Source organism: Micromonospora sp. CNZ322, assembly GCF_007827755.1.
This window is the reverse complement of the sequence record NZ_VITD01000021.1, coordinates 11,794-34,984: the sequence shown is the minus strand read 5'-3', so window position 1 is coordinate 34,984 and position 23,191 is coordinate 11,794. Positions and strand designations below refer to the sequence as shown.

Below are 23,191 nucleotides of genomic sequence, written 5' to 3'. Positions count from 1 at the left end.
GTCAGGCCGCCTCGGTCAGTACGACGGCGAGCCGTTCCTGTGCGGCGAGCGCCACCACCGCAGGCACATCACGGGTCAGTAGCGCCAGGTACAGGACCTTGTCGTCGTTGGCCGGGCTGACCATGTCGATGACGGTGGCCGCGAACCGGGTGCCGGCGGCGGCCGCGTCCGCGTCGGCATCGTTGTCCGGAGTGCTGACCAGCAGGACCTTGTCGCCGGGGTGCAGTTCGCGGGCCGGCACCTGGGCGGTCTTCAGGCCGAGCGCGATCTGCTGCTGTCCGGGGCCGAGCAGCGGGTCGTCGGTGACCTGTCCCAGGGTGAGCAGCGTGCCCGGAAGCAGGGCGACCGCAGCCCGTTTGCCGACCACCTCGTCGAGCCGTGCGGCGGGCACCGGGCGCAACCCCTGGCCGCCGGCGACCTGCACGGTGACCAGGTCGGCTGCGCTGATCTCCCGGCCCACCTCCACCGGTCGTGCCACCGCCAGATAGCTGCCGGTGGCCCGTACCGAGGTGACCGCGAAGGCCGCGCCCAGTCCGCCCAGCGCGATCAGGAGGACGGCGAGACCGAGCAGCCCGGGACGGACCCGGCGCTGGCGGACCACTGTGGGCGGGTTGACGGGAGCGTCCACCGACGGGGTCCCGTTGCGCGTCGCGAGGCTCATCTGGTGACCACCTGAAGTTCGTTGATCCTGATCTGCACGATGCCGCTTCTCCGGGTCTGCGGGATCACCCGCCTTGTGGCGTCGCTGTTGGTCCACCAGCTCACCGTCCAGTGCGTGGTGGCGGTGACGTCGTAGGTGTCTGCCTTCGGGTAGCCCTCGTCGTAGCCGCAGTCCGGGGAGGTGGCACCCGCCCGCGTGCCTGTGGCCTTGTACTCGGTGCCGGCGTCGTCGCAGGTGACCTTCTCGCCGTTGCCCATGTCCCAGACGATCCGGTCGACCTTCGCTTCGATGTAGACGGTCAAACCCCGGTCGGACTCGTCGGCGTATATCGGGCCGAAGTAGTTCCTTCCCGCCGTTGCCCACATCCACACGGGCAGGCCGACCAGGCCGGGGCCGATGTTCCTGCGGGGTGCCACCTTCAGCCGGGCCGGCAACAGACTGATCGACGCCAGGGCGCGACGGGCCAGCTCCTCCGGGTTCGGCGGCGCGCCGAAGCCGGCCGGCGGATCGGCCAACGACACCACGTCCTGGGCACCCAGGTCGCCGCCGTTGCAGGTTTGCAGGTACCACTGCTCACCCTCGGGGGGCTCGACCGGCCCCTCGGTCGGCTTGTAGTAGCACCCGTCGCCGTTGTTGAACCAGCCAAGGTCCTCGTCGTAACAGGGGATGGTCCGCCCGTTCCACTGGCAGACGCCGCCACCGCCACCGCCGCCGTCGTCCCCGCCCCCACCGTTGTCCCCGCCGCCTCCAGGATCACCGGGGTTGCCGGGTTCGTCGTCCCAGACGCTGCAGTCGGGTTGGTCGGGTGGGCAGCCCGCTCCCGGGTCGGCCCGTAGGGCGGCGGTGGCCGGCGGGGCCGCACCGACTGCCAGCAGGAGCGTGAGGGCGAGCCCGGCGAGCGCCCGTCGGGTTGTCGCGGCCCGGCTCAGCACGGCTGGTCCCGGTGCGTCGCGCCGTAGTTGATCAGCCAGCGACCGTCGGGATAGCGGGTCGCGGTGGCGGTGGAGAGGTGTCTGCCGCCACCGCTGCCCGGGACCGAGCGCTTGTCCTTGGCGTAGACCAGCCGGTAGCCGGTCGTGTCCAGGCAGTCCTGGATCTCCACGGTTGCCGGCTTCGCGTCCAGGCTGACGGCGGTCACGGTCGGGTCGGACTTGAACGTCCCGGTACGCATAGCGCCGTGCTCCTTAGCCTCGCGAATGGACACTCGAACCCGGGTCAAAAGTGGATCACCGAGGAACCGGGACAGTTCCGGCGAACGCGGATCACTGCGCAGGCCCGCCGTGCGCGAGGCCGCGAGATACCCGGAGTACGCGTCAAGTGCCGCCTTTTCGGCAGCGCGTCGTTCGACGTCGGAATCGGTTTGGGGTCCGTTGTCGCGGACTTCCGTCGGCCGTTCGACCGTTTCCCGTCCGCTGGCGCAGGCGGTGACCGGCATCGCCGCCACACCCACCAGCAGGCAGATTGCCGCTCTTCTGAGCTGCCGTCCGCGCACCGTCGAGCCTCCTCGTGGTCGCCCGGGGCGGTGACGGTTCACCGCCGTCGGGCATGCGGAAGCGCGCCCGGATCAGCACATCCGGAGCCGTTCATTGCGCTTCTGCATTCACCGTTACGGATCTTCTACAAATTCGGGGTCCTGTGTCGTCCGATGGTGAAGGTGAGGCTTGCGTCACACCCAAGGGGCGAGCATAGGCTGACGTTCGCCGATGCAACAGAGGCAATTCAAGCGAACACTCAGCGTGATGACAGGTGGTGGTGGCGGGTGTCCAGACTGCTCCCCGGGCAATGGGCGAGGGAACTGTCGTTGTTGATGGGGCACCTTCGGGCCGCATTGGTCCACCGGAGTCGCGCCACCGGTCCCGGGAGTGGGACATCGCGGTCTCATCCCGGCATTCGGCCGGCATCGGCACCCTGTCGGCGGGCCGCCTCGTCCAACGGCGCGCCTGACTCGGAAGCGGTCAAAAGCGCCCACGCAGACTCCGGTCGGCAGGTCGCTTTCTGCGCCATCCGCTACACCATAGCGAGCGTTCAATCACGATCCGTGTTCACCATCGCGAGGGGGCAGTTGGCCGCAGTGGAGGCGACATGGCGCTGACCGGCCCTCCGGCGGCCATCCCCGGTCGGGAGGACCAACCCGATCGGAGCCCGGCACCCCCGCCGTCAGGTGATGCGGCGGAACCCGTCCGCCAGGCAACGCCTGCTCCGCCGAGCGAACGACCGGCGGGCCTCGCCTCGGCGGTGGCACGCACCCGGGTCTCGACAGTGTTAGCGATTCTCGCGATCAGCCCGCTGATGCGGTTGGCCGCGCTGCGCTACGCCGTACCCCCGGGTCTGCCCAGCCGGAGCGGCTGCGACGCCTGCGGCGCGCCGGTCGGCCTGACCCGCCCCTGGCCTGCGCTGGGCCCGGCAGCCCGGTGCGGCCACTGCCGCGCCCGGGTCGGCCAACCGCCGGCCACCGTCGAGCTGGCCGTGCTCGCGGCGGCGTTGCTGCTGGCGCTCGCCGGTCCGCCGGGCGGGGCGCTGCCGGCGCTGATCTGGTGGCTCGGCTGGACCATCCCGGCGATCCTCGTCGACCTGGCCGTGCACCGGTTGCCGGACCGGCTCACAGTGCCCGCGGCGGCCGGGACCTGGCTGCTGCTCGGCGTGGCCGCGCTCGACGCCGACCCGGGGCACTGGCTGCGAGCCGTCATCGGCGGCACCGGGCTGGCGCTCTTCTTCGCCAGCACCGCCCTGCTGCTCGGCCGCCGCGGCTTCGGACTGGGCGACGCCAAGCTGGCGCTCAGCGTCGGCGCGCTGCTCGGCTGGCACGGCTGGCCGGTGCTGCTGTTCGGGCTGGTACTCACCTTCGGGCTCTCCGCCCTGGTGAGTCTGGGCCTGCTGGCCACCCGCCGCGCCAACTGGAGCACCCACCTGCCGTTCGGCCCGTTCCTGCTGCTCGGCACAACGGCCGCCCTCCTACTGGCGACCTGACCCGCCCGGTCCGAGCGGCGAGGGGGCGTCGGTGGTCAGGGGCGGGAGCGGCTGGCCAGTTTGGGGACCGGGCTGTCGGGACGGTTGGCCCAGCGGCGAAGGACCTCGCTGGTCGGGCGGGCCAGCAACGGGGTGACCACCACGGCCACCAGGGCGCCGAACAGCACTCCCGCGATCACATCGTGCGGGTAGTGCACGCCCACGAAGACCCGGGAGAAGGCGCCGAGCGCGGCCAGGGGCAGCGCGATCAGTCCGAGTCGGCGGGAGAGCAGCAGCGTGGTGACCGCCAGCGCGCCGGCGATGGTGGCGTGGTTGCTCGGGAACGACCAGTCACCCGGCGGTGGGCAGGCGCCAGCGATGATCTCCCGACCGATCGTTCGGCAGGGGCGATCCTGGTCCACCACGGTCTTGAAGAACTCGCTGCCCACGTACGCCAGGAGGGCCGGCACCGGCGAGATCAGGGCGAGTGCCCGGTCGTGCGGGCCGCCGGACCGGCGGCTCAGCGCTGCCATCACCAGCAGCGCGCCGAGCAGCAGGATCACCCCCTCGGTGGCGTGTCCGACGAACCACTGCACCGGCTCTGGGCTGGCGGCGGCGGCGTCGACGACGTCGCGGTACCACTCGGCGCTGATCTCCGGAACGTCCGTGCTGCCGTTGTTGACCATGCATCACCTCACTTCACGTTCATACCCTGTTCACCTTGGGCACACCCTAGGAACGCGCCAGAGGGCATCGCTGCTGTCGAAGGTCGGGTGGTCTGTCAGACCTTCGTCCAGGATTCGCACAGCCGGCTCTGGTTGGCTGTCGCAGGACGTCGACATCGACAGGAGGCCTCGTGCAGACCGGTTCGGCCACCGATCAACCGCAGTCCACCGCCGCTACGGCGGACGAGGAGACCTGGCGGATCCGGCGTACGGCGGCCGACGTGGACCGGCTCGGCGAAACCGAGTCGATCTTCGCGTTGGGCAACGGGTGGATCGGTTGGCGTGGGGTGCTCGACGAGGGTGCTCCGTGCGGGATGCCAGGCAGTTACGTCAGTGGCTTTCACGAGCGGCGCGAGCTGAGCTATCCCGAGGAGGGGTACGCGTTTCCGTCGGCCAGCGACACCGTCATCAGCGCACCGAACGCCGCGCTGATCCGGCTCTGGGTCGAAAACGAGCCGCTGGATCTCCGGACCGGGACGCTGCGCAGCCATGAACGGGTGCTCGACCTGCGTACCGGCGTGCTGCGCCGGGAGACCGAGTGGATTTCACCGGCCGGGCGGGGCGTACGCATTCGCAGCACCCGGTTGGTGTCCCTGCCGCGTCGTCCGGTGGCCGCCGTCCGGTACGAGGTCGAGCCGCTGGACGCCGCCATCGAGCTGCGGGTCTGCTCGGACCTGCTGGCCAACGAGAAGGTGCCGGAGCGTTCGGACGACCCTCGGGCCGCCTCGGTGCCCACCGACCCGCTGACCGCCGAGACGTACCGTGCGACAGGCCTCGACGGGGTGCTGGTGCACCGCACCGAGCGCAGCAGCCAGCGAGTCGCGGTCGCGGTCAGTCACCTGCTGGAGGCCCCGGGCACGGTGACCACCGGCGGTGACTGCACCCCGGACCGGGTACGGCTGACCGTGACAGGTCGCCTGCACCCGGGGGAGCGGTTGCGGCTGACGAAGTTCGCCGCCTACGAGTGGGCGGCGGTCGACGCGACGCCCGCCGACCAGTTGGCCGACCTGGTCGCCGCCGAGGCGGACGCTGCGCGCGCGGACGGCTTCGACGCCCTGCTCACCGACCAGCGCGCCGCCCTGGATGCGGCCTGGCAGGTCGCCGACGTGCAGCTCGACGGCGATCCGGAGCTTCAGCAGGCCGTTCGGTTCGCGATGTTCCACCTGATCCAGGCCGGTCGGCCGGACTCCGACCGCACCATCTCGGCCAAGGGGTTGACCGGCAACGGCTACGACGGGCACGTCCTCTGGGACACCGAGAGTTACGTCCTGCCGGTGCTCACCTACCTGGCCCCGACGGTGGCCCGCTCGGCGTTGAGTTGGCGGCACGCCCACCTTCCGGAGGCGCGGGAGCGGGCGACCGAGCTGCGGTTGACCGGCGCGACCTTCCCGTGGCGCACCATCGGCGGCCAGGAGAGCTCCGGCTACTGGCCGGCGGGCACCGCTGCGCTGCATGTCAACGCCGACATCGCCGACGCGGTGCTGCGCTACCTGGCGGCAACGGACGACCAGCGGTTCCTGGCCGAGGCGGGGCTGGAACTGCTGGTGGAGACCGCCCGGCTCTGGCACGGCTTCGGCCACTGGTCGGACGAGGGCGACTTCCACCTGCACGGGGTGACCGGCCCGGACGAGTACGCCGCGCTGGTCGACGACAACATGTTCACCAACCTGATGGCGAAGCGCAATCTGCGCGGCGCGGCGGACGCCGCCGAGGGACATCCCGAGCTGGCCGGCCGGCTCGGCGTGGACCGCGACGAGGTGGCCGGCTGGCGGGCCGCCGCCGACGCGATGGCCATCCCGTACGACCGCGAGCGTGGGGTGCACCAGCAGGCCGCCGGCTTCACCGAACAGCCCGAGTGGGACTTCGCGAACACCGGCGAGGACGACTACCCGCTGCTGCTGCACTTCCCGTATTTGGAGCTGTACCGCAAGCAGGTGGTGAAGCAGGCCGATCTGGTGCTGGCCATGCAGCTCTGCCCCGGCGAGTTCACCGCCGACGAGAAGGCCCGCAACCTGGCCTACTACCAGGCCCGCACGGTCCGCGACTCGTCGCTGTCGGCGGCACCGCAGGCCGTGCTGGCCGCCGAGGTCGGGCACCTGGATCTGGCGTACGACCTGTTCGCCGAGTCTGTCCTTCAGGACCTGGCGGATTTGGGCGACAAGACCGCCGACGGGCTGCACCTGGCCTCGCTGGCTGGCGCGTGGCTGGCGCTGGTGCAGGGCTTCGGTGGGCTGCGCGACGACCGGGGGGTGCTCTCCTTCGACCCCCGGCTGCCGCGTCGGATCGACCGGCTGGCGTTCAGCCTGCGCTGGCGCGGCCACCGGCTGCGGGTCACGTTGACTTCGGCCGAGGCCCGCTACGAGCTGCCCGACGCCGCCGCGGATGCCGAGGTCGAGCTGTGGCACCACGGCGAGTCGCTGCGGATCACCGTCGCGGAACCGGTCACCCGGCCGATGCCGCCGGTGCCCGACCCCGGCCCGGAGCCACCCTCCCCGCCCGGTCGCCGCCCCACCCGCCGCTCAGCCGACTGAGCCGCCCCGACCGGCTCAGGGGCCGCCACGGCTTCGGCTCAGGTAGGCGCGGGCTTCAGCTCAGGTCGGGGCGGGACCGCCGGCCATCCGCTCGCGGACGGCCTCCAGCGCTTCGAAGGCGTACGCCCAGTTGTGGCACTTGAAGCTGCGCAGACCGTCGATCGCTGTGTGACAGTCGGAGCAGCGCACCCCGGCGATGGCATCCGGGATCTCGGTGTTGACGTATTTGCGCTCGCCCAGGATGACCGTGGCGATCATGGCCTTGTCGTGCAGGCCGGAGAGCGCCGACGAGACGATGTCGTACCAGGTGACCCGCCGGCGGCACTTCGGGCAGTCGGGTTCGTCGCCGCTGACCCAGAGCGGGGCGCCGATGCTGCGCGCCGGCATGCCGAGCAGTTTCTCCAGCCGCCGGACGTCCGACTCGGGGGTGGTCCAGCGGTGTCGGCCGGGCAGTGATGCGGGCGAGTCGTACACGGCGCGGAACAGGTCGTGGTCGACCTGCACGGTCTCGCGCTGAGCGGTCATCGGCGTCCCTCCTCGTTGAGTCGGTGCCCCCACCGTGGTCAGCGGTGACCATGGGCGCAGCCGGATCAACGACACGAGGGGTCAGCGGGTCATCGCCGCGGGTGTTAGACATCGAGTTCCGCGCCCGCCGCCGAAGGGATCCCGCATGACCGATCAGCCGGTACCTGACGTCACCACCAGACCCAACGTCGCCCGGATGTACGACTACTTCCTCGGGGGCAGCCACAACTTCCCGGCCGACCGGGCCGCCGCCGACCGGGTGCTGGAGATCTTCCCGGAGACCGGGGTCGCCGCTCAGACCAACCGGCACTTCCTGCGCCGAGCCGTCCGGTACGCCGCCGAGCAGGGCGTACGCCAGTTCCTGGACATTGGCGCCGGGTTGCCCACCCAGGACGCCGTGCACGAGGTGGTGCGGGCCGTGGCGCCCGACGCGCGGGTGGTCTACGTCGACTACGACGAGGTGGCCGTCGGGTACGCCCGGCAGTTGCTGACTGGCGTACCCGGCACCGCTGTCGTTCAGGGCGACCTGCGGCGGCCGGACGAGCTGCTGGCCCACCCGGGCGTGCGGGCCACTCTCGACCTGGACCAGCCGGTGGCGGTGCTGCTCCTCGCGGTGCTGCACTTCGTGCCGGACCAGGACGACCCGTGGGCGGCGATCGCCCGGCTGCGCGACGCCACGGTGCCCGGCAGTCACCTGGTGCTGTCCCACCTGACGTTGGACGGCATCGCGCCGGAGTTGGCCGAGCGCGGCCAGGCGGTCTACCGCAACAGCAGCGCCCCGCTGGTGCCCCGGACGCGCGCCGAGACGGCACGCTTCTTCGCCGGGTACGACCTGGTGGAACCCGGCCTGGTCGCCGCCACCCGGTGGCGACCGGACGGCGACCCGGAGACCGTGGACGCCCACGGGTACGCGGGGGTCGGCGTCCGCCGCTGACAGCGCTTTCGCCTGCGGTGGCCGGCTTCGGGTGGTACGACGGACGCAGGGCGTGCGTCGGCGGGAGGAGCGCCGATGGCGAGCAGACCCGAACGGCTGCTGCGGGGCGGTGACTCGCCGCTGAGCGCCTCGTTCCTGGAGCTGTTCTTCGATCTGGCGTTCGTGCTCGCGCTCAGTCAGCTGGCCGCCCACCTGCTGCACGACCTCAGCCTGGCTGGCACGCTGCACACCGCAGTGCTGTTGACCGGGATCTGGTGGATCTGGGTGACCACCACCTGGTTCGCGGACTGGTACGACCCGGAGAGCCCGGCGGTGCGGTGGCTGCTGGTCGGTGCCGCGCTGGGCAGCCTGCTGGCCGGGGTGGCGATCCCGCAGGCGTTGGACGGGCGGGGCCTGCTCTTCGCCGGAGCGTACGTCTCGGTGCACATCGCCCGAGGCATCTTCACCGTTCTCGCGCTCCGCGGTCACCCGCGGCAGCGCCGGGCGCTGCGCATCCTCTGCTGGTTCAGCGTCTCCGCCGTACCGTGGTTGGCCGGTGGGTTTCTGCCGGAGTGGCGGACGCCGCTCTGGCTGCTCGCCCTCGCCATCGATCTCATCGGTCCACGACTTGGCTGGCCCACTCCGCTGATGGGCCGGACCGGGCCGCAGGAGTTGCACCTGGCCGGTGAGCACTTCGCCGAGCGGTACCAGCAGATCATGATCATCGCGCTTGGCGAGCTCGTCCTGGTCGCTGGTCTCTCGTACGCCAGCACCGACCTCGCCCTGCCGCAGACCGCCGCTTTCCTGTTGGTCTTCGCGGCCGCGGTGCTGATCGGTCTGCTCTACGTCACGCCCGCCGGCCAGCGCCTCGGCCCGGCCATCGAGCACGCCGACCCATCCCGGCTCGGGGTCGTCACCGGATACCTGCACCTGGTGATGATCGCCGGGCTGGTGGTCACCGCCGTCGGCGCCGAACTCAGCATCGCGCACCCCCTGCGAACCGGTGACAGGACCGCGGTTCTGGTCATCCTGAGCGGCCCGTTGCTGTTTCTGGCCGGGCGGATCCTCTTCTCGGCGGCGATCCACCGGCGACTCTCCTGGCCCCGGGTTGCCGCCCTGGTCGTGCTGACCGGTGCGGCGGCCGTCGTGCGGCTGCCGCTGTTGGCGGTCAGTGCGGTCGCCACCGGTGTGGTGCTCGTGGTGGTCGTCCTGGACCACGCCGGCATCCGCTCCTACCGCCGCCGAGCTGGCGCGTAGTCGAGAAGCCTGACTAAAGTCAGGTATATGGACTCAGCTCTCATCGCCGCGGTGCGGCGGTTCAACCGGACGGTCACCCAACGGGTGGGTGCGCTCGACGACGAGTACATGGCCCAGGGGCGCCCCCTGGGGCAGGCCCGGCTGCTCTGGGAGATCGGCCCCGCCGGTGCCGAGATCGCCGCCCTGCGGGCCCGGCTCGGCCTGGACTCCGGATATCTCAGCCGACTCCTGCGCACCCTGGAGAACGACGGCCTCGTCGCTGTGGGGCCAGCCGACCGAACCGGCGGCGACGGCCGCGTCCGCGTCGCCACCCTCACCGACGCCGGCCGGACCCAGTGGGCCGACCTCGACCAGCGGTCGGACGATCTCGCCGCCTCGATCCTCGAACCGCTCACCGAACACCGCCGTGAACGACTCGTCACCGCCATGGCCGAGGTCGAACGGCTGCTCATCGGCTCGATGGTCGTCATCGAGCCATGCCCGCCGAGCGACCCGCGAGCCCGCGCGTGCCTGCGGGCCTACGCCCGCGACATCGCGCGACGATTCGACGACGGGTTCGACCCCGAACTGAGCAAACCGGTCCACGACGATGCGCTCGTCCCGCCCAACGGGGTGCTCCTGCTCGCCACCCTCAACAGCGAACCGATCGGCTGCGGAGCAGTCAAACTCCACAGCGACGCGCCCGCCGAGATCAAACGCGTGTGGGTGGACGACACCGTACGTGGGCTCGGCGTGGGGCGGCGGCTGCTGGGCGAGTTGGAACGGTACGCCGCCGAGCGCGGCGCGACCGCCGTCCGGCTGGACACCAACCGCAACCTCACCGAGGCGATCGCCCTGTACCGGGCGACCGGTTACCGGGAGATCGAGGCGTACAACACCGAGCGCTACGCCCACCACTGGTTCGAGAAGCAGTTGGGGCACTGACGGCCCCCAACCGTCCGGTGATCAGGCGCCGCGTACGCGGCGGCTACAGCCGCTCGAAGCTCTCCATGCCGGCGAGTTTCAGCACCTCGGTCCGGGTCGCCGGGCATTCCTTGCGGGTCTGGTCGTCGATCTCACGGCCGTTGGGCACCGGGCCCTGCTTCTCGTACCAGGAATAGAGGTTCACGGTGAGGTTCGCCATCGCGCCCGTCTCGGACCCGATCCCCTTGAGGGTCGGCACCTGGCCGTCCAGGTAGGCGCACACTTCCTTCGCCGACACCGGGGACCCGCCGGCCGGAGCGGATACGGCCGCGCCGGTCGGTCGTGTCGTGTCTGGCGCCGCAGCGGGCTCGGGCGCGTCGGCCTCGGTGCACGCGGTCAGGGCGAGCACGAGGCAGAGGGCTGGTGCGAGCGGTCGGAACGTACTCATTGGCTCTTGTCCTCACGGGGTTCGTGGTGGGTGGGGGTTTCGGCGGCGTTCGCGGTGACGAGCCAGAGGCCGGTGGGCAGCCGGTAGCCGACGCCAGGCTCACGGAACCGGCCGAGCAGCCGGGCGACCCCCGCCCGGGCCGAAGCCTGACCAGCCGGCGGAGCCGTCCGGTACGCGGCACCGGCCGGGCCGACCTCGATGAGCCATTCGGCCACCGCGTCGGCGTCGTCCGGAGTTTCCAGTGCGACATCGCACTGTGCGATCGTGACGGCGGTGAAGCCGGCGGTGGTGAGGATCCGGACGAGCCGCGCCGGGTCGGCGAACGCGAACGGGCCGGGCTCGTCACCGACCGGGAGCGGTGGTAACGGCCCGAGATGCGGCGCGGCGCCGAGCATCGCCGCGGACAGCCACGGGTTGACGCCGCCGTCGCGGAAGACGGTCGCGGCGAGGCGCCCTCCCGGGCGTAGTGATCGCCGGATCGTGCGGCAGCCGGCAACAGGGTCCGCCAACAGCATCAGGGTCATTCGTGAGAACGCCGCGTCGAACGGGGCACCAGGCACGACATCGAGAGTCTCGATGTCGGCCACGTGGAATCGGATGCCCGGGTACCCGTCGGTGGGGAACCGGCGCCGAGCGGCGGTCACCATCGCCTCGTCGATGTCGACACCGATCGCCGTGCCGGTCCCGCCGACCGCGGCGGCGATCTCGGCAGTGGTGCCGCCGCAACCGCAGCCCACATCGAGGATCCGCTCGGCGGGCCGTGCGGCCAGTCGGTCCATGGCCGCCGCTCCCAGCGGCCGACCGGTCTCGTCCTGCCGATCGGCGTGGCGAATCCAGCCAGCTGCCGCTCCCGCCCAGAAAGCGGCGCCGCGGGCCCGCAGGCTGGCGGTGTCGGTCATCAGAACGGCATCTCGGCGCCGTCGACGCTCATCGAGCGGAAGTGAGCCGCCTTCGTCGGGTCGAAGCCGTCCTCCTGTGCCGCCAGGCCAGCAGCCCGGACCAGCCGTTCGGACTGGAACCGGCGGAATGCCGCTTCGTCCTGCCAGACGTTGATGATCCGCCAGCCGTCCTCCATCGGCCCGGCGACATGGGCGAGGAGGCCCGGCGGTCGGTCCGGTCCGAGGTGTCGTTCCACCTGGCGGTATTCCGCCTCGCTGACGCCGGGCATCTCCTGCAACACACCGAACGGCATGACCGTCACCTCTCGATAGAGTGAGCCTCTATCCAATAGAGCACTACACTTGAGAGGTGGTTGTCAAGAGACGTTATGACTCTTCCCGCCGACAGGAGCAGGCCCGACAGACCCGGCGAGCGATCCTCGAAGCGGCTGGCCGGCTGTTCGTCGACCCGGGCTACGCGGCCACACCGCTGACAGCTGTCGCCATGGAAGCCGGCGTCGCGGTCCAGACCCTGTACGCGGTGTTCGGCAGCAAACGGCAACTGCTCTCCCAGCTGGTCGACGTCACCCTGGCCGGCGACGACGAACCGGTGGCCCTGCCGGACCGGCCCTTCGTCGCCGAGATCCGCGCCCTCACCGACCCTCGGGCCAAGCTCGCCCGCTACGCCCACCACCTGGCCGAGGTCAACGCTCGGCAGGCCCAGGTGATGCTCGCGCTGGCCGGTGCCGCCACTGCCGATCCGGACGCCGCCGAGATCTGGCGCAAGAACGTCGACGACCGCCGCCGCGGCATGGCCATGTTCGCCGCCGAACTCGTCGGCACGGGAGGCGTACGCCCCGGCCTGGGCGTCGATCAGGTGGCCGACATCCTCTGGTTGGCCCAGGACGTCCGCAACTTCGACTGGCTCGTCCGGCAACGCGGATGGGCGATCGAGCAGTACCAGCGGTGGTACGTGGACACGGTCGGCGGCGCGATCATCGCCGGCACCGAATAGCGGAGAGCGCTGGTCATGGCGTGCTGTGGTCACCTGGCCCGCCGACCCGGCGGGCTATTCGACGGGGTGGAGACCCTGCGCGATGCCGGCGAAGGAGCGGATGAGTTCCGTCTCGCCGCCGGTACGCCAGATCAGCCCCCACCGGCCCGGCGGGGCGTCGTGGATGGGCACGTAGGCGATGTCCGGCCGCGCGTAGTAGCGGGCGGCCTGGGCGTGCACCGGCGAGACGGCTTCGCCGGTGACGAGGATCGGGATCATCTCCTGGAAGTTGGAGACCGACGGGCCGATCGGAATCAACCGTCCGCTGGGTGTGCGTACGGGCACCAGGATCTCCCGCCAGTAGTCCGGCCGGGCCCCGCCCATGACCGTCTCGTCCGCCAGATCCTCGTAGGAGACCGACGTCCGGCCGGCCAGCCGGTGGGTTGCCCCGACGGCCAGCACGATGGGTTCGGTATAGATCACCGGGCCGACGGTGAGGTCCGGCTCCTTGACCGGCAGCCACACGATCTGCACGTCGATGTCACCGGCGCGCAGCCGACCGAAGGGATCGCCGAAGTCGACGTGCCGGAGCTGCACCTCGCAATCAGGGTGGTCCTTGGCGAACCCGTCGAACAACTCGCGGAAATCGTGGAGGTTGACGGCGATCGACCCGACCCGCAGCACCCCGGTCTTGCCGCGGGCGGCGAGCCTGGCCCGGTCCATCCCCTCGTGCAGACCTCGGTACATGGGCTGAATGTCGTCGAAGAGCCGTTGGCCGATCGGTGTGAGTGCCACCTGCCTGTTGTTCCGCTCGAACAGCGCGGCGCCGATCCGACGTTCCTGCTTCTTGATCGCCTGGCTGACCCGGGCCTGGGTCACGTGCAGCCGCTCGGCGGTGCGGGTGAAGTGCAGTTCCTCCGCCAGGGTCAGAAAGATCTCGATGTCGCGGAGTTCCATGTACTGTTCCCGATCTACCCATTAGCGAAGGGTTATGGCACGTAACCAGTTTTGATCTTGTACCCCGGTGCCTCGCCGGGCAGGCTGATGGACGTTGCCGCCGAACAGCATCTGGCAGCCTGAACGAGGAGATCGTCGTGCGCAAGCTCGTGTATTACATCGCCACCACCCTGGACGGCTTCATCGCCGGCCCCGACGGCGCCGACCCCACCGGCCCCGGCGGGTTCTGGCCCGTCCCGGACGACTACCTGCACCATCTCGTGAGCGAATATCCGGAGACGCTCCCCGGTCCGGCCCGGCAGGCGTTCGGCATCACCGACCAGGGCAGCCGGTTCGACACCGTGCTGGAAGGGCGCCACTCGTACGAGGTGGGCCTGAAGGCCGGCGTGACCGACGCGTACCCGCACCTGCGCCACCTGGTGTTCTCCCGCACGCTGGGCAGCAGCCCGGACCCGGCCATCGAGGTCATCGGCCAAGACCCGATTGCCACCGTACGAGAGCTGAAGCGGCACGACGGCAAGGACGTCTGGGTGATCGGCGGCGGCGCACTGGCCGGTGCCCTCTACCCCGAGATCGACCAGCTGATCATCAAGCTCGCCCCGTTGACCATTGGCGCCGGCATCCCGCTCTTCGGCCGCGACGCCGTCTTCGCACCACGCACCTGGCGCCTGACCGACCACACCGTTCTGGACAGTGGCGCTCTCTTCCTCACCTACACGCGCACACAGACCGGAAACGAGCCCGCATGAGCACGTCCAATGACACCGTCACGATCCGTCCCATCACCGGGCCGGACGAGATCGCCCTGTTCAACCGTCTGCCGTACACCATCAATCACGAGCTCGACGACGACCTTGCCGACAAGCGCCGCCGACCGGAGTGGATGTGGGTGGCAGTGCGCGGCGATCGACTGCTGGCCAGGGTCGCCTGGTGGGGCCGCAGCGGCGACGACACTCCGCTGCTGCTGGACATCCTCGACGTCGACGACACCGCCGAGGACCTGACCGAGGTGGCACAGGCGTTGTACGAGACCGCCGCGAAGCAGGTCCTGGCACCCGGCGAGGTCCCTCCCGAATACGGCCGCTTCATCCCGGCGGACTGGCGCGAGAACCCGGACACCTACCGGGCGGTGCGTACCAGGATGGGCGTCCTCGAGAGCACCGGAGCACGGCTGACTGTCGAACGCCTACGCCTGGAGTGGCGCCCCGCAGCCGGCCTGCCCACGCCCGACCGGCGACTGGCCTTCCGCCCGGCCCTGGACACCGACGAGCTGGTCGCGCTGATGACCCGCGCACTGGACGGGACCCTGGACGCGCACAGCCGTACCGACCTGGCACAGATGTCGCCCCACGAGGCCGCGCTCAAGCACTACGAGCAGGAACTGGCCACGTACTCCAGCCCTCGTGAGTGGTGGCGCATCGGCACGTTGGGCGAGAACGGCGAGCCCGTCGGGTTCGTCGTTCCGGCCCGCAACGCCTACCACCCGGTGATCGCCTACCTCGGCGTCGTTCCGGAGCACCGGGGCCACGGGTACGTCGACGGCCTCCTCGCCGAAGGCACCCGGACCCTGGCCGCCGAGGACGTCCCACGCATCCGGGCGGCCACCGACCTGGGCAACGTACCCATGGCAAAGGCCTTCGCCCGCGCCGGTTACGTCAACTTCGAGCGGGCCATCAACATGGCCTGGTAGCGCGAGCGGCCGGCTGCCCCCAATCAGCCCTTCACCGCGCCCGCGGTGAGCCCTTCGGTCAGGAAGCGCTGCCCGAGGGCGTACATGATCACCACGGGGATGCTGACGAGCAGCGACGCCGCGGCGAGTTGTCCTTGCGGCACGACGTCTCCGGCGATCATCGATTGCATCCCCACCGGGAGCGTCTTGTACTCGTCTTTCGTGATGAACACGAAGGCGAAGAGGAACTCGTTCCAGGCGTTGGTCAGGGTGAAGAGCGCGACCGCCAGCAGCCCTGGCTTGGCCAGCGGCAGCACCACCCGGCCGAACGCCTGGATGCGGCTGCAACCGTCGACCAGCGCGGCCTCCTCCAACTCGATGGGGATCGACGAGAAGTACCCCACCAGCAGCCAGGTGGCGAACGGCAGCGTGAAGGTCGGGTACGTCACCACCAGGGACCACAACGAGTCGGTGAGCCGGGCGCCGATGAGCATCTGGTACAGCGGGATGAACAGCAGCGCGCCCGGCATCACGTAGGTGAGCAGCACCGTGACGGTGAAGCCCTGCGCCCCGCGGAACCGCAGCCGGGCCAGCGCGTACCCCGCAAGAGCGGCGCAGACCAGTGCCACAGCTGTCGACGCCGCGGACACCAGCAGGGTGTTGAGATACCAGCGACCGAACGGCTGGTTGTCGAACAGGGCGCCGAACTGCTCAAGCGTCCACGGCGTCGGCCACAGGTCGTCGGTACGCATGACGACCTGGCCCTCGGACTTGAAGGCCGTGACGGCGATCCAGTACAGCGGGCCCAGCACGAAGAAGAGCAGGCCGGCCAGCGCGGCCCAGGAACCCAGGCCCGACACCGCTGACGACGAACGGCGACCACCTCGGGACTGAAGGGTCGAGACCACCTGGCCGACCCCCGCCGCGATGAGCAGGATCACGCCGAGGACCACCGCCGCCTTCCAGAAGATCTGCGGTGACGCCCAGGCCAGCAGGCCGGTGACCAGCGCGGTGACGACCCACGGCAGCGCCTTGCGCGCCGTTCCGGCCCACCGCCGTGCCCCGATCCACCGCGCTGTCCGGCGTCGCCGGGGGAGTCTGATGTTGGTGTCCTGGCGCAACAACCGGACCAGGACGAACACCAGCCCGCCGATGATCGGCAGCATGACGAGCGTGACCGCCGCGCCCGCGCCGTACTGGAGCTGCAGGATGGCCTTCGAGTAGGCGATGAGCACGTACGGCGCTGTCACGTCGCCCGGGCCGCCCTGCGTCAGCAACCAGACGAGGTCGAAGTTGTTGAACGTCCAGATCGACGACAGGGTCACCGTCACGGTGATCACGTGGCGCAGTCCGGGCAGCGTCACGCTTCTGAACCGCTGCCACGCCGAGGCGCCGTCGATGGTCGCCGCCTCGTAGAGGTCCGCCGGGATGGCCTTCAACCCCGCGAGGAAACACACGGTGAAGAACGGCACCCCCTTCCAGACGTTGACGAGGATCACCGACGGCATGGCCAGCGACGGGTCGGACAGCCAGCCCGCGGGCCAGCTGTCGACCAGGTGCGCGCTGGCCAGCAGCGGCCCGATTCCGGTGGCGGTGAGCAGCGTGTTGACGCTGCCGAAGATCGGGTCGAGCAGCGCACGCCAGCTGAACGCCGTCACCACCGTCGGCACCACCCACGGCACCAGGAGCAGCCCGGCCAGCACGGCCCGCCCACGGCGGCGATGGTGCAGCAGCAGGGCTGCGGCCAACCCCAGTACGACCTTGAAAACCTCGGCGTACGCGGTGAAGACGAACGAGTTCACCACGCCGGTGTGGAACTGGTCGTCGCCGACGAGCGCGAGGTAGTTGTCCAGGCCGACGAAGACGCTGTCCTGCCCGTGCCGTTCGGTGGTGCTGGTGATGATCGATCGGGCGATCGGCACGAGAACGAGCCCGCCGACCAGCACGGCCATCGGCGCCAGGAACAGTGCCGCGAGTCGCCAGTCGCGGCCCAGCCGCCGTTGGACCGCGGTGAGGGAGCCAGGCCCCGACGGCGGGGATTTCCTCGCCGTCGGGACCCGCGCAGGACGAACCGACCTCACTGCGGCAGCCCCTGCTGGTTGAAGATCTGCACCATCTTCGCGTGGGCGGCCGTCACGGCCTGCGCCGGCGCCGCTCCCTGCACGACCTGCTGCATCATGTCGGTGAGGACGTAGGCCGAACCCACCGCCTGCTGGCCCGCGCTGGCCTTCTGCGGGAAGGCCAGGCCGTTCTTCGTGTTCAGCGGCAGCTTCAGTTCAGTGATCTTGCGCAGCATGGGGAACGCCGGGTCGCCGCTGGTGAAGAAGGGGTCGGCGTCCCAGACCTTCTCCCAGGCAGGCATCACCAGGCCGGGTGCCTCCTTCGCCACCCCGAGCAGCGCGGGCGCGCTCACCAGGTACTGCGCCAGGAGCTTGGCGAGCGCCGGGTTCTTGGCGCCCTTGAAGACGACGAAGCCCTGCGACTGGCCGAGCAGCAGCGGATTGTCGGTCGCTGGCCCGATGCAGTCGGAGAACACGTGGGTGTTCGCGTGCACCGGGTTCTTCTTGGTCCTGGAGTCCGCGTAGACGCTGAACTGGTTGCGGGTGTAACCGAGGATCCCGGCGAGCCAGTTCTCGTTGTTGCTGGTGTCGGTCCAGCTCGCGATCCCCGGCGGCAACATCGGCTTGTACTTGGGGTTGGTGTAGATGTCGCCGAGGAAGGTCACCGCCTGCACCGTCTCCGGTGAGTTGAAGGTGACCTTCCGGCCGTCGTTTGCGGCGATCGACCCGCCGTAGGCGTTGATCAGCGCCTCGATCATTCCGTTGCCGTCGCCGGACCGGTTCACCGTCATGCCCCAGCCGAACCGGCGCTTGGTCGGATCGGAGATCTCCAGGCACAGGTCTCGCAGCTCCTCCCAGCTGTAGATGTCCTTGGGGGAGATGCCCTTGTCCTGCATCCAGTCCTTGCGCAGGAACGACCCGATCCCGATGAAGTGGTACGGGATGGCGAACCACTTGCCGTCGAAGACGCAGAAGTTCTTGGCCTCGGCGCAGGGCTCGCCGTACTTGGCGGTCAGCGCCTTGACGACGTCGGTCACGTCCTCCAGGTCGCCCAGCGCCTGGAACTGCGCGACGAACCGCGAGTCGGTCATGAACGCCAGGTCACGGGCCACCCCGCCCTTGACCTCGGCGTCGATCTTGGCAACCACGTCACCGGCGTCGGCTTGGACCAGACTGTTCTCGATCTTCGTTCCGGTGGTGTCGGCGAACTTCTTGATCGAGCTGTCGAGGGCTTCGTTCGCCGTCGTCGAGTACAGCTTCTGCGACAGCATGCCCATCGAGGAGCCCTTCATCGCCGCCGCGGCGTCGATCAGCTCCTGCGGAACTTCCGCCTGCACCCTGGTGGGCGATTCGGAACCGTCCCCACACGCGGCCAGACCGGCCGCGCCGAGCACCCCCACCCCCATCCCCAGAAAGCCGCGCCGTGACCACCCCGACTTGTCCTCCATGGACACCCGCCTCCTTCTTTTCCCGCGCACGGCTGCACGCCGAAGGTCTGCCTGGCGAACACCGCGATGGTTGTGTTGCAGTTGGTTTCTGCCGGCGACCACCGAGGGACGCCCGTCGAGATCAGTGCGTTCGTGGGTTCCTACGCTGGTGAGCGGGCCCGCCCGTCACCGTGGGGCGTCCGCTTACGCGCGCTTCGTCGGAGCCACCCGAGACATGTCGGGTGGCGCCCTCCGGGTAGCGCGACGAGGTTGAGGCGATCGGCGACCGGGCCGAGGCAGTAGCGCTGGCGTTCCAGTTCGGTCGGGTCACAGGACCACCGCCGTTCGAGATTTCGAACTAGGTTCGATATACCGTATCGAGTGGTCGCGACGCTAGGGCAGTGCGATAAGCCATGTCAATGTTTCGATGTGATTTCGAACCGAAAGCGGGAGGTTGCCTACCGAGGTGGCGCCCGGTAACCCATTCGAGCTGACAGCGCAGCCGCTCCCTCGCGAACCAGCCCGGTCCACTCCACCTGCACCTGAGGCGTCCAACGAATGATCGGTGCGGACAGACTCATCCCAGCGATGATGGTGCCGGTATGGTCCCGGATCCCCGCAGCGACACAGCGCATCGCGGTGTCCGACTCGCCGATGTCGACCGCGACACCCTCCGCCCGGACACGGTTCAGATGCTCACGAAGAAGATCCGGGTCGGTGATGCTGTCCGGCGTCATGCCCGGCAGGGGGCCCTTCAGCAGGACGGCGTCCAATTCCGCCTGGCCGAGAGCCGACAGCAGTACCTTGCCGACGGCCGTGCAGTGAGCGGGCAGCCGCAGCCCGACCCCGGAAACCATCCGAACGGGGTGGGTGCTGTCGAATTTGACGAGATAGATGACATCGGCGCCGTCGAGCACCGCCACATGGACCGCCTCGTCGCACGCAGCGGCCATGTCCCGCGCGACGCCCTGCGCCTCGCGTACCAGATCAAGCCGGCCCGCGAACGCCGCGCCCAGCTGGAACAGCGGCATGCCGAGCCGATACTGCACAGGCTGACCCGGTATGGAGATCAGGTACGCGCGAGCCTCGAGCGTCACGAGCAACTCGTGGACAGTCGTGCGCGGCAGGTCGAGTCGCTCCATCACCTGGCGGGCCGACAGCTGGGGGCAGTCCAGGAACAGTTCGAGGACGTCGAGGGCGCGGATGACCGCCGGTACCACACGGGGCATGTCGATAGTCCCTTCGCAGTGCCGGACCCGTGTCAACGATCTCCACACGGGCCAGCACCTGAAGAGGATATCTACGTCGGCCCCCGGCGCCAGGTGCCCGTACGCCGACGGCCGGCCCCCTGGCGTCCCGATCACTGACACCAGGGGGCCGGCCGTGGCACATCGCGGTCGTCAGGCGCCGTTTGCCACGTATATGGAGTACTGGGTGGGATCGGTGTCCGTGCCGTCCGCCTTGTGGCCGGTCACCGTCAAGGTGTGCGTCTCGAAGTCCTGGGCCGGCGTGTAAGTGATCGACGCCTTCCCGTTGCTGTCGGCCGGCACGTCCGCGGACGGGCCGTCGTCGATCTGCCAGGAGAAGGACACGATTCCCGCAGTGCCGCCGCTGAACTCGAAGGTGCCGGGAACACCGCCACCGCCCGACCAGGTGCCGTTCGGATACTCGGCGCTCACGACGTAGGGCGCGTTGCCGACAGTGAAGTCGTAGTCCGTCACCGGCGAGAGTTCGCCGCCCGCCGTCAGGCTCTGTACGTGCAGCGTATTAGTGCCGTTGCGTTCGAACAGCACCGCAACCAGCGTCGACGTGCCGTCAGTGCTGGCCGGCAGCACCTGCTCCGGGCCGTCGTTGACGCGGTAGTGGTACTCGGTCACCTCGCCGAACAGTTGGGTGTGGAAGTAGAAGTACCCCGTCCAGCCGATCCCTCTGCGCGACCAGTCGAAGGTGCTGTACACATCGACCTTGTTGTCCCGCACATCGAAGGGCGCCATCCGCAGGTTCGATTCGGTGCCGTCCGCACCAACGCTCGTGACCCGCACCTCGTTGTAGCCCCACGAGGTCGGCGTGTGCGTGACCGTCGCGGTGCCGTCGGGACCGGCCACGATCGTCTCCTCGTCGGCGCCGTTCAACGAGTAGCGGTAGGAGGCGACATTGGGCAGCCCTGGGTGGAAGGTGAACGTCACGGGCCGGCCGACGGTGCCACTGCCCTCGGGCGTGTGCGTGACCACCGGACCGGACCAGATGCCGAACGTGTAGGTGGTGGCGGGCGATCGCGTACCGTCCGACAACAGCGCCTGAACGACCACGGCATTGTCGCCGGCATGGGTCGGCGTGACAGTGATGTACGCGTAGGGATTGCCCTCGTTGGACACGGTCTGCTCGGCACCGCCATCGAACCGGTAGGCGAATCCGGTCAGGTTCGGCAGTTGGCTCCCCAACTCGATGCTCAGCGGCACGCCGACCCCGTCCCGGCGCGGCCAGCTCGTCAGATCGTTGGAGTAGGCAGTCGGACGCGTGTCGATGATGTTGAACTGATGGTCCGCCACCATCGACGTGGAACCATCCGACCGCACCGACCGTACGTACATCGAATGCCAGCCCGGCGTCGCCGTCCACTGCAGTACGGCGGTGTCGTCGTCCGCCGCCGGAATGGTCTTCCACTCGTCGTCGAGGTTGTACTCGTAGGCGACGACGTCGTTGCTGTGCGGCGTGAACCGGAACGAGCCGGTCGTGCCCGCGACCTGATCGGTGTCCAGGTTGAACTCCGCCGACTCCACACTGGGAGCGTCGGTGACCCAGACCTGCAGGGATTCCTGCCCAATCAGCGCGTTCTTGGCGTAGCTGCGGACGGCCACCTCGACCTGCCCGGTGGCGGTGAACGTGATACGGCCGGTCGCCTTACCGTCGACCGCCGGAACGCGGACCTCCGCGCCGTCCTTGAGCTGGTACCCGAATGCGGTGGTCTCGGGCTTCGAGGCAACGAACGTGATCGTGCTCGGCAGGCCGACGCCACTCACGGCGACACTGGCGTTCGGTGCCGTGTCGGCGACCCGGAACTGATAGTTCTTCTCGGGCCCGCGGTTGCCCGCCGCGTCGGCGGACGCGACATAGAGGTCATTCGTGAACCGCAGCTTCGGGGTGTACTTCAGGATCGCCTTGCCACCCGGGCGCTTGGCCGGAATCTGCCCAGACGACCCCATGGAGTCACGCCAGGTGAAGGCGACCACGTCACGGTCGCCAGCCCCGTCGAGGCGGAACGTCCCCTCGATGCCGGTGCCACCGCCCGGGGTGTCGCCCTCGGGATAGGTCCGCGACGAGACCTTCGGCGGATTCGCCGGGGCGGTCCGGTCCATGACGAGATAGCAGGTCGCGCTCCACGGGCCCTGGTCGTAGTAGTCGCTGGCCTGTGCCTGCCAGGCGAGGACTGCGCCGTCGGCGTACTGGCTCAGGTCGGTGCCGCCGTAGTCACGGAACTCGCGACGCTGATCGGGGTGGTCCACCGGCCAGATCGCGTACAGCACGGTCGGGTGGTCGTCCTCGTCAGCATCGTTGGCGGTGGACGCGAACACCACGTTCCGTGCCGCCGGCGATGGCTTGGCCAGCGTGCCGCACGGCCGGTCCGGGTACGCCAGATGGAGGTTCGTGACCGTGGGCGGATGGTTCACCGTCGCACTGAGCACCGGCTTGTCAAAGGTGCGACCGGTCCGGGCGTCGGCTTCCTGATTGGCGGTCACCCGATACTCCAGGGTGATGCTCTTCTCCTGCCGGCCCAGCGCCGCGTTGAGCGTGGTCACCATGTCGATGCCCAGGTAGCCCGGGCAGTAGACAGCGCCGGCGCCCCGGTTGGCGGACACCAGCTTCTCAAGCTCGGCCGGCGGGCGCAGCCAGGTCGTGTTGCCCTTGACCGGGCTGGTCCGCCACACCTCGATGGTCGCCGGGGCGGAGCAATCGGCAACCGTGTTCTCGTTCGTCCACAGGTACGAGTTGTGGACGACCGTGCCCTTCAACTTGGTCAGGTCGTACGTGAAGTAGGAGCGGTAGGTGTGCGTCCGGTTGGCGGCGTCGCGGGACGTACCGACCGGCGGTGCCACCGCCGCGTCGACGACCTTCGCGTGTGGATTCTGCGAGTCGAGGTAGGCCCAACTCGTCAGAGGTGCATCGGACGAAGTGGCGGCCGAGGCCGGAGAGCTGGTGGTCAGCATCGCGGCCGTGACGGCGATGACCGTCAACGGGACAGCGGCTCTGAGGCGTTTCATGTGGACTTGTTTCCTCCCCACGGCGGCGCCCCGATCGA

General features: G+C 69.6%; 21 protein-coding genes. 8 read left to right on the top strand and 13 right to left on the bottom strand.

Annotation, left to right across the window (positions count from 1 at the left end; all coding sequences use genetic code 11):
- Window position 1: 1 nt before the first annotated feature.
- The 3 genes from FB453_RS31635 to FB453_RS31625 are packed head-to-tail and all read right to left on the bottom strand — an operon-like array spanning window position 2 to window position 2,153.
- Window positions 2-661 (bottom strand): SAF domain-containing protein, encoded by a 660-nt coding sequence (locus FB453_RS31635; protein ID WP_112731507.1) that lies wholly within the window; start codon window positions 659-661, stop codon window positions 2-4.
- On the bottom strand, window positions 658-1,593 hold the full coding sequence (locus tag FB453_RS31630; RefSeq protein WP_145796167.1) for a hypothetical protein: 936 nt from the start codon (window positions 1,591-1,593) through the stop codon (window positions 658-660). The genes FB453_RS31635 and FB453_RS31630 overlap by 4 nt, the downstream gene beginning before the upstream one ends.
- Window positions 1,587-2,153, bottom strand: coding sequence for a hypothetical protein (locus tag FB453_RS31625; RefSeq protein ID WP_112586273.1), 567 nt, complete (start codon window positions 2,151-2,153; stop codon window positions 1,587-1,589). Before FB453_RS31625 ends, FB453_RS31630 begins: the two co-directional genes overlap by 7 nt.
- Window positions 2,154-2,950: 797 nt before the next feature.
- On the opposite strand from FB453_RS31625, the gene FB453_RS31620 reads away from it, so the two are divergent.
- Window positions 2,951-3,628, top strand: coding sequence for a prepilin peptidase (locus FB453_RS31620; RefSeq protein WP_244220421.1), 678 nt, complete (start codon window positions 2,951-2,953; stop codon window positions 3,626-3,628).
- 35 nt (window positions 3,629-3,663) lie between these two features.
- Here the strand turns inward: FB453_RS31620 and FB453_RS31615 are convergent, their stop codons facing one another.
- Window positions 3,664-4,293 carry a phosphatase PAP2 family protein gene (locus FB453_RS31615; protein WP_145796164.1) on the bottom strand — a complete coding sequence of 210 codons (630 nt, stop codon included), beginning with the start codon at window positions 4,291-4,293 and terminating at the stop codon, window positions 3,664-3,666.
- A gap of 170 nt (window positions 4,294-4,463) precedes the next feature.
- Between FB453_RS31615 and FB453_RS31610 the strand changes: the two genes are divergently transcribed.
- Complete coding sequence (locus FB453_RS31610; RefSeq protein ID WP_145796161.1) at window positions 4,464-6,863, top strand: glycosyl hydrolase family 65 domain-containing protein; 2,400 nt, start codon at window positions 4,464-4,466, stop codon at window positions 6,861-6,863.
- 60 nt (window positions 6,864-6,923) lie between these two features.
- Here FB453_RS31610 and FB453_RS31605 read toward each other — a convergent pair whose 3' ends face one another.
- Entirely contained in the window at window positions 6,924-7,388 is a 465-nt protein-coding gene (locus FB453_RS31605; RefSeq protein ID WP_112586282.1) for a hypothetical protein, read from the bottom strand.
- 145 nt (window positions 7,389-7,533) lie between these two features.
- Between FB453_RS31605 and FB453_RS31600 the strand changes: the two genes are divergently transcribed.
- The 3 genes from FB453_RS31600 to FB453_RS31590 all read left to right on the top strand — a co-directional run bounded on the left by FB453_RS31600 (window position 7,534) and on the right by FB453_RS31590 (window position 10,482).
- Window positions 7,534-8,322, top strand: coding sequence for an SAM-dependent methyltransferase (locus FB453_RS31600; RefSeq protein WP_145796159.1), 789 nt, complete (start codon window positions 7,534-7,536; stop codon window positions 8,320-8,322).
- A 75-nt stretch (window positions 8,323-8,397) separates the two neighbouring features.
- A complete protein-coding gene (locus FB453_RS31595) occupies window positions 8,398-9,558 on the top strand; it encodes a low temperature requirement protein A (protein WP_145796158.1) in 1,161 nt (386 codons plus the stop codon).
- Between the two features lie 27 nt (window positions 9,559-9,585).
- Window positions 9,586-10,482 (top strand): helix-turn-helix domain-containing GNAT family N-acetyltransferase, encoded by an 897-nt coding sequence (locus FB453_RS31590; protein ID WP_145796155.1) that lies wholly within the window; start codon window positions 9,586-9,588, stop codon window positions 10,480-10,482.
- 43 nt (window positions 10,483-10,525) lie between these two features.
- Here FB453_RS31590 and FB453_RS31585 read toward each other — a convergent pair whose 3' ends face one another.
- From FB453_RS31585 to FB453_RS31575, 3 genes are read right to left on the bottom strand one after another with little or no spacing between them, the layout of a single operon-like run.
- A complete protein-coding gene (locus tag FB453_RS31585; RefSeq protein WP_145796154.1) occupies window positions 10,526-10,909 on the bottom strand; it encodes a hypothetical protein in 384 nt (127 codons plus the stop codon).
- Window positions 10,906-11,808 carry a class I SAM-dependent methyltransferase gene (locus tag FB453_RS31580; protein ID WP_145796152.1) on the bottom strand — a complete coding sequence of 301 codons (903 nt, stop codon included), beginning with the start codon at window positions 11,806-11,808 and terminating at the stop codon, window positions 10,906-10,908. Before FB453_RS31580 ends, FB453_RS31585 begins: the two co-directional genes overlap by 4 nt.
- Window positions 11,808-12,101 (bottom strand): hypothetical protein, encoded by a 294-nt coding sequence (locus FB453_RS31575; RefSeq protein WP_145796150.1) that lies wholly within the window; start codon window positions 12,099-12,101, stop codon window positions 11,808-11,810. The genes FB453_RS31580 and FB453_RS31575 overlap by 1 nt, the downstream gene beginning before the upstream one ends.
- 56 nt (window positions 12,102-12,157) lie before the next feature.
- On the opposite strand from FB453_RS31575, the gene FB453_RS31570 reads away from it, so the two are divergent.
- Complete coding sequence (locus FB453_RS31570) at window positions 12,158-12,802, top strand: TetR/AcrR family transcriptional regulator (RefSeq protein ID WP_486480556.1); 645 nt, start codon at window positions 12,158-12,160, stop codon at window positions 12,800-12,802.
- Between the two features lie 54 nt (window positions 12,803-12,856).
- On the opposite strand, the gene FB453_RS31565 is transcribed toward FB453_RS31570, so the two are convergent.
- On the bottom strand, window positions 12,857-13,738 hold the full coding sequence (locus tag FB453_RS31565) for a LysR family transcriptional regulator (protein ID WP_145796148.1): 882 nt from the start codon (window positions 13,736-13,738) through the stop codon (window positions 12,857-12,859).
- 137 nt (window positions 13,739-13,875) lie between these two features.
- Between FB453_RS31565 and FB453_RS31560 the strand changes: the two genes are divergently transcribed.
- Both FB453_RS31560 and FB453_RS31555 read left to right on the top strand, forming a co-directional pair.
- Window positions 13,876-14,487: a dihydrofolate reductase family protein gene (locus FB453_RS31560; RefSeq protein WP_145796146.1), complete on the top strand. Its 612-nt coding sequence runs from the start codon at window positions 13,876-13,878 to the stop codon at window positions 14,485-14,487.
- On the top strand, window positions 14,484-15,428 hold the full coding sequence (locus tag FB453_RS31555) for a GNAT family N-acetyltransferase (RefSeq protein WP_145796144.1): 945 nt from the start codon (window positions 14,484-14,486) through the stop codon (window positions 15,426-15,428). The genes FB453_RS31560 and FB453_RS31555 overlap by 4 nt, the downstream gene beginning before the upstream one ends.
- Before the next feature lie 23 nt (window positions 15,429-15,451).
- On the opposite strand, the gene FB453_RS31550 is transcribed toward FB453_RS31555, so the two are convergent.
- From FB453_RS31550 to FB453_RS31535, 4 genes are all read right to left on the bottom strand, one after another.
- The gene (locus FB453_RS31550; RefSeq protein ID WP_486480555.1) at window positions 15,452-17,359 is read right to left on the bottom strand and encodes an ABC transporter permease; all 1,908 of its coding nucleotides are present in this window, start codon (window positions 17,357-17,359) and stop codon (window positions 15,452-15,454) included.
- Between the two features lie 125 nt (window positions 17,360-17,484).
- A complete protein-coding gene (locus FB453_RS31545; protein WP_145796139.1) occupies window positions 17,485-18,915 on the bottom strand; it encodes an ABC transporter substrate-binding protein in 1,431 nt (476 codons plus the stop codon).
- Window positions 18,916-19,352: 437 nt separating this feature from the next.
- The gene (locus FB453_RS31540; RefSeq protein WP_145796253.1) at window positions 19,353-20,123 is read right to left on the bottom strand and encodes an IclR family transcriptional regulator; all 771 of its coding nucleotides are present in this window, start codon (window positions 20,121-20,123) and stop codon (window positions 19,353-19,355) included.
- Between the two features lie 171 nt (window positions 20,124-20,294).
- Window positions 20,295-23,153: a hypothetical protein gene (locus FB453_RS31535; RefSeq protein WP_145796137.1), complete on the bottom strand. Its 2,859-nt coding sequence runs from the start codon at window positions 23,151-23,153 to the stop codon at window positions 20,295-20,297.
- Window positions 23,154-23,191 lie beyond the last annotated feature (38 nt).